Source organism: Microbacterium sp. sgz311019 (genome assembly GCF_056135325.1).
In genome coordinates, this window is the sequence record NZ_JBWAXO010000013.1 from 59737 (window position 1) to 66343 (window position 6607).

General features: G+C 68.7%; 5 protein-coding genes. 2 read left to right on the forward strand and 3 right to left on the reverse strand.

What is annotated here, in order from left to right; all coding sequences use genetic code 11:
* Positions 1-192: 192 nt before the first annotated feature.
* The 3 genes from AC0NZN_RS17525 to glgP all read right to left on the reverse strand — a co-directional run bounded on the left by AC0NZN_RS17525 (position 193) and on the right by glgP (position 5556).
* Positions 193-954, reverse strand: a complete 762-nt coding sequence (locus tag AC0NZN_RS17525) for a type VI secretion system tube protein Hcp (RefSeq protein WP_474593608.1) — start codon at positions 952-954, stop codon at positions 193-195.
* A 298-nt stretch (positions 955-1252) separates the two neighbouring features.
* Positions 1253-2920 (reverse strand): GspE/PulE family protein, encoded by a 1668-nt coding sequence (locus AC0NZN_RS17530; RefSeq protein ID WP_474593612.1) that lies wholly within the window; start codon positions 2918-2920, stop codon positions 1253-1255.
* Positions 2921-3000: 80 nt separating this feature from the next.
* Complete coding sequence (glgP, locus tag AC0NZN_RS17535) at positions 3001-5556, reverse strand: alpha-glucan family phosphorylase (RefSeq protein ID WP_474593609.1); 2556 nt, start codon at positions 5554-5556, stop codon at positions 3001-3003.
* A 75-nt stretch (positions 5557-5631) separates the two neighbouring features.
* On the opposite strand from glgP, the gene AC0NZN_RS17540 reads away from it, so the two are divergent.
* Together AC0NZN_RS17540 and AC0NZN_RS17545 are read left to right on the forward strand one after the other, a co-directional pair.
* Positions 5632-5859: a response regulator gene (locus AC0NZN_RS17540; protein ID WP_474593610.1), complete on the forward strand. Its 228-nt coding sequence runs from the start codon at positions 5632-5634 to the stop codon at positions 5857-5859.
* A 10-nt stretch (positions 5860-5869) separates the two neighbouring features.
* Complete coding sequence (locus AC0NZN_RS17545) at positions 5870-6487, forward strand: CYTH domain-containing protein (protein ID WP_474593611.1); 618 nt, start codon at positions 5870-5872, stop codon at positions 6485-6487.
* Positions 6488-6607 lie beyond the last annotated feature (120 nt).

The following is a 6607-nucleotide window of genomic DNA, read 5'->3' on the forward strand; positions in this document are numbered from 1 at the left end:
AGTCCGCCGAAGCAGCCTCCTTCGACCTCGTGGCGGTCACGCGGAGCGCCGCCGGCCTGAGAGGGCTCGATGGGCTGGTCGATATCAGAGAACGCTGAACGTCCGAATGGCGACCTCGTCACGAGCACTGAGCCGCACACGGTCGCCCCCGCATCCACTCGGCAAGTCGAGCGATGGGGGGCTCCCGTGCAGTCAGCCGACCTTGGCGGTCGCGGCATCCCACGAGACGACGTCGGAGCCGACCGTGTACTTCACCTTCACGAACGAGAGCGACACGGACTCTGCGTCTCCGGTCGCGTCGTGCTTGTCGCTCGAGACGACGAGCTCGCTCAGCTCGTAGACGCCGGTGAGGGTCGCAGCGCAGTTCTTCGGGTCGCTGCACAGAGTGATCCTCGCGTCCCGGATGTGCGTGCCGCCGAAGGCGAGCTTCAGGAGGGCGACGGATGCCGCATCCGTGTGCTTCGTGATCGTGATCGGCGACACCTGGACCTTGCCGGAGCCCGCCCCGGCTCCGCCGATCGCCGGCGTGTCATCGATGACGCCCATCTGGAACCCGGTGATCTCGACGTCGCCTTCGTGACCGGCGATCGTGGACGAGCCGTGGAAGTCGGGCGATTCGAGGAATCCCAAGACGGAGGGCGCAGGTGCACCCGTGCCGCTCGCACCGGGGTCACCCTTGTCGCCCTTCGGACCGGGCGTGCCCTGCGGACCGGGGGAGCCCTGAGGACCGGGTACGCCTTGCGGGCCCGTGACGTTCCACGAGACCGGGTCCTCCGACTTCTTGCAGACGGTGCCCGCGCTCACCATCCGCATGTTCCCATCCGACGACTGCACGCACGCGTACAGCGTGGTGTCGGTGGATGCGGCGTTCGCGAACTGTGTGGCGGCGAAGACGCCCCCGCCGACGAGAAGAGCGGCGACGACGCCACCCGCGACGAATCGATTGCGTTCCATGATCTCCCCTTGCCCGGGGACGGGGCGTCCCCTCCCTCAGAGAGGACGCGGGCGTGACACTGATACCTGTTGTCGGCGGATGCGGTCGCGATTCACGTCTCCTCCCCAGCAGGGGCTCCGCCGGCGCGACTCCGCAGATGCGAACTCAGTGGTGTTCGTCGGCCGGGGCGCAGAATGGGCGTGTGTACATGTCAGCTGAGATCAACACGAACTCGGCGGGCTGAAAGTCGCCGTCGCCCGCCTGGAAGGACCCGAGCGCAGACTCATTGCCGCGCGCTGACGCGGCCCGCGGGGCGATTCACACGGTGACGCGCAGCACCTCTTCGATCGTCGTGAATCCCTGAGCGACCTTCGACCAGCCGTCTTCCCGCAGGGGCACCATGCCCTGTTCGATGGCGACGTCGCGAAGTTCCGTGCCTGTGGCGTGCGTCACGACCAGGCGCTCGATCTCGTCGGTCACGGTCATGACCTCGTGAAGAGCGATGCGGCCGCGATAGCCCGTGTTCGAGCAGGCGGGGCATCCCACTGCGCTGTACAGCACGGGAGCGTCGCGCTCGTCGTAAGGCAGACCGAGGGATGCCAGCACGGTGCCGGACTCCGTGAACGGCTTGCGGCATTTCATGCACAACCGGCGCGCGAGGCGCTGGGCCACCACGGCGGTTGTCGCGGTCGCCACGAGGAAGGGCTCGGCGCCGATCTCGGTGAGACGCGTCAGCGCGCTCGGCGCGTCGTTGGTGTGCAGTGTCGAGAGCACGAGGTGACCGGTCAGCGACGCCTCGATCGAGATGATCGCGGTCTCGTTGTCGCGGATCTCGCCGACGAGCACCACGTCGGGGTCGCTGCGCAGAATCGAGCGCAGCGCAGAGTGGAACGTCAGGCCGGCCTTGTTGTTCACCTGCACCTGGTTGATGCCCGGGATGCGGTACTCCACCGGGTCTTCGACCGTGATGACGTTGATGCGTGGGTTCGCGACCTCGCGCAGCGCCGTGTAGAGCGTGGTTGACTTGCCGGAGCCGGTCGGACCCGTCACGAGCACGAGCCCGTGCGGACGCTCGATCGCGGCGCGGAACCGACCGAGGTTCGTCGACGACATCTGCAGGTCGCTCATCGTCATCGACTGCCCGGAGTTGTCGAGGATGCGCATGACGATCTTCTCGCCCCACACCGTCGGCAGGGTCGCGACGCGGAGGTCGACCTGACGGCCCTCGTGCGCGACCGACAGGCGGCCGTCCTGCGGGCGGCGGCGCTCGGCGATGTCGATCGCCGACATGATCTTCAGGCGCGAGATGATGCCGTCCTGGATCGCACGGTCGGCCCGCTGCATCTCGTGCAGCACGCCGTCGATGCGGAACCGCACCGTCAGGTACCGTTCACCCGGTTCGATGTGGATGTCGCTCGCCCGGTCGTTGATCGCCTGCGTGATCAGCAGGTTCACGAACCGCACGATGGGGGCGTCGGAATCGCCCTCCTCGAGGCTCTCGGTGAAGACGACCGTGGATGCCGCGGCCGACTCGCCGATCTGCTCCGACAGGTCGCTCAGCTCGTCGTCGCTGCGGAGGTACCGCTCGAACGCCTGCGCGAGCGCGTCGGCCGCGGCGACCACCGGATTGATCCGAAGGTCGGTGATCGAGGCGATGTCGTCGATCGCGATGATGTCGGTCGGATCGAGCATCGCGACCTTCAACTGGTCGCCCGTGCGCTCGATAGGAAGGACCTGATACCTCCGGCACAGTGGTCCCGGAACGAGACCGATGACGTCGGAGGGGATGCTGAGCATTCCCAGGTCGACATATCGATGCCCGGAATTGAGTGCGACCGCCTCGGCGATCTGCGCATCCGTCGCGAGTCCGCTTGCGACAATGCTGCGTGCCAGATCCGGACCGTCACCCACTTCGGCGAGTGCCGCCGACATGTCGACGGCCCTCACGGCGCCGGTCAATACAAGTGTTTGCGCAAGACCACGCATGGAATCCCCCATTCCCCAGGCCGCCAGTCTATTGGCGCGGCGCCGAAATTGGGAGATCTTGAGAATATAAAGAGGGGAGATTAAGACGCGAAAGCGACAAGTCCCAGTTCGACATCCGACACGAGCTGAGAATGGGCCGGCACGACACGCACAGTGTACCCGAACGATCCCGTCGCCTCGAGCGTGCGCCGGCCGCTGAAGACCGTGAGACCGTCGGCGCCGGCGGGGCTCGATGGGACGAGGCGCTCGGTGCGCCGGTCGGCTCCGAGGTCGTCGTCACCGTCCACGGGCCCGTAGACGACCTCGACCGCGACGTCGTCGGGGGAGAGGCCGTCGAGCGCCACGCTGGCCTGGATCTCCAGCACATCCCCGGCCTGTGCCTGCTGCGGGATGCCGCTGCTGTCGACGCTCGCGACGCGCACCGCCGGCCACGAGGCGCGCACGCGCTCGATGAACGCAGCGAGGGCGCGGGCCTCGGCGAAGTCGTCGGCGCGCAGTGCGGCCTCGTGCTTCGCGGCCGGCACGTACAGCGCCTGCACGTAGTCGCGCACCATGCGGTCGCTCGTCGCCTTCGAGCCGAGATCGGTCATCGTGTGGCGCACCATCCCGAGCCATCCGGTGGGGATGCCGCCCTCGCGCTCGTAGAACGCGGGCACCAGCTGGTGCTCGATGAGGTCGTACAGCGCGGCCGCCTCGGCGTCGTCGCGCTCCTCGTCGTTCGACGCGGTGTCGGCCGTCGGGATCGCCCAGCCGTTGCGGCCGTCGAACCACTCGTCCCACCATCCGTCGAGGATCGACAGGTTGAGCGCGCCGTTCAGCGCGGCCTTCATGCCCGACGTTCCGCACGCCTCGAGCGGGCGCAGCGGGTTGTTCAGCCACACGTCGCAGCCGGGGTACAGCGTCTTGGCGAGCGTGATGTCGTAGTCCGGCAGGAACACGATCCGCCCGCGCACCTTCGGGTCGCGGCTGAAGCGCACGAGCTCCTGGATGAGGATCTTGCCCGAGTCGTCGGCGGGATGCGACTTGCCGCCGATCACGATCTGCACCGGCCGCTCGGGGTCGGTGAGCAGGCGCGTGAGCCGCTCCGGGTCGCGCAGCATCAGCGTCAGGCGCTTGTACGTCGGGACGCGGCGGGCGAAGCCGATGGTGAGCACGTTCGTGTCGAGCAGATCGTCGACCCATGCGGGCGTGATCGTGTCGCCGATGGATGCCGCGACCCTCCGTCGCGCCTCGGCCACGAGGTCGGCCTTCATCGACTGGCGGATGCCCCACAGCTCGGCGTCGCTGACGACGCTCGTGTCGGTCCAGTCGTGCGTGGCCGTGTGCGAGTCGCCGAAGCGCTCCTCGCTCAGCGCCTTGAGCTTGGCGTGCACCCACGTCGGCGCGTGCACGCCGTTCGTGATGGAGCCGATCGGCACCTCGTCGGTGTCGACCCCCGGCCACAGCTGCCCGAACATGCCGCGACTGACCTTGCCGTGCAGCAGCGACACGCCGTTGGCGTGCTGGCCGAGGTGCAGACCGAGGACGGCCATGTTGAAGACGCCCGGGTCGCCGCCCGGGTAGTCCTCGAGCCCGAGGGCGAGCGCTCGGACCGGGTCGATTCCCGAGAAGAGGTCGCTGCCGAGGTAGCTCTCGATGAGATCGCGCGGGAAACGGTCGATGCCCGCGGGCACGGGCGTGTGCGTCGTGAAGACGGTGGATGCGCGCACCTGCGCCAGCGCCTCGTCGAAGCTCAGCCCGCTGTCCGTCATGTACCCGGCCATGCGCTCGAGCCCTTGGAACCCGGCGTGACCCTCGTTGGTGTGGTAGACGTCGGGCGTGGGGCGCCCCGTCAGGGCCGCGAACGTGCGCACCGCGCGCACGCCGCCGACGCCGAGCAGCAGCTCCTGCAGCAGGCGGTGCTCGCCGCCGCCGCCGTACAGTCGGTCGGTGACGCGGCGCATCTCGTCGGAGTTGGACGGGGTCTCGGCATCCAGGAGCAGCAGCGGGACGCGACCGATGTCGGCGATCCAGATGCGAGCCGACAGCCGGCGGTCGTCGGTCAGGTCGAGGGAGACCTCGACGGGCGCGCCGTCCTCGCCGCGCAGCAGCGTCAGCCCGAGGCCGTACGGATCGAGCAGCGGGTAGCTCTCGCGCTGCCACCCGTCGTCGCCGATCGACTGCCGGAAGTATCCGGAGCGGTAGAACAGGCCGACACCGGTGAGCGGGACGCCGAGGTCGCTCGCGCTCTTCAGGTGATCGCCGGCGAGGATGCCGAGTCCGCCCGAGTACTGGGGGAGCGACCCGTCGACGCCGAACTCGGGGGAGAAGTACGCGATGTGCGCGGGCTTGTCGCCCTCGAGCTGCTGGAACCACCGGTCGCCCGTGAGGTAGCCGCGCAGGCGCTCCGCCTCGCCGTTGACCCGCTCGACGAACGCGGCATCGGCGGCGAGCTCATCGAGTCGCTTCTGACCGATGGCGCCGAGCATCCGGACGGGATTCTCGCCGACCTGAGACCAGAGGGAGGGGTCCATGGAGGCGAACAGATCGCGTGGAGTGCGCGACCACGACCACCGGAAGTTGGCGGCGAGCGCGTCGAGCGGCGCGAGCGACTCGGCGAGGACGGGGCGGACGGTGAACGTGCGGATGGCCTTCACGGAGGCGAGTCTAGGGGAAGAGTGGAAACGCTTGCATTCGCAGATATGGGACCGCCGAACACTACGCTGTCCCTCATGGCGATCGCACGACTCTCCGGAGGCCCGCTGGACGGGCAGATCATCCCCCTCGAGCCCGGTGTCACGGATTCGCTCATCGTGCCCTACGGCGAGGGTCAGCTCATCTACCGCCGTCGCGGCGAGGATGAGCACACCGGTGCTCACGATGGCCCGACCGAGGCGCACTTCGTCTACATCGAGGCGACGGAGGACATCGACCCCGACCCCGACGGCAGAGACGAATGAGTCTGCGCCGTTGAGTGACCCCTCCCACTCCGTAGAGGTCGAGCGCAAATACGACGTCGACGAGGACACGCCGCTTCCGGATTGGATGCGTCTGCCCGGCGTCGCCTCGATCGGCGGGGCTGAGCTTCGCCCCCTCGACGCGCAATACTTCGACACCGACGACCTCGCGCTCGCGCGCCAGTCCATCGCTCTGCGGCGCCGCACCGGCGGACCGGATGAGGGCTGGCACGTGAAGACCTCGGCCGCCGACGGCCGGCATGAGTGGCACTGGCCGCTGGACGCGCCGGTGTCCGGCGATCAGGAGGTGCCGGGGGGTGTCGTGGATGCGCTGGCGCCCTATGCGCAGCCGCCGTTCCTTCCGCTCGCGCGCCTGCACAACCCGCGCCGGGCGTACGCGCTGCGCGACGAGACCGGAGCCCTGATCGCCGAGGTCGTGGACGACCGCGTCCGCGGGCGCGCCGAGCGCACCGGCCACGAGGACTCCTGGCGGGAGTGGGAGGTCGAGCTCGGCCCCGCGGCTCCCGCCGATCATGCGACGTTCTTCGCCGCCGTGGACGAGCTCGTGCTCGCCGCCGGCGGGCGGCGCGCCGCATCCGATTCCAAGCTCCAGCGCATCCTCGCGAGCTAGCTGTTCTTCCTCGACACGTTGTGATCGTGTGAGGTGAGGCGAAGACCTCCGGGACGATGTGGGTACCACCCTCACATCCGCTCCACGGAGGTCTTCGTGACTCACGCTAACGCGCCCTTG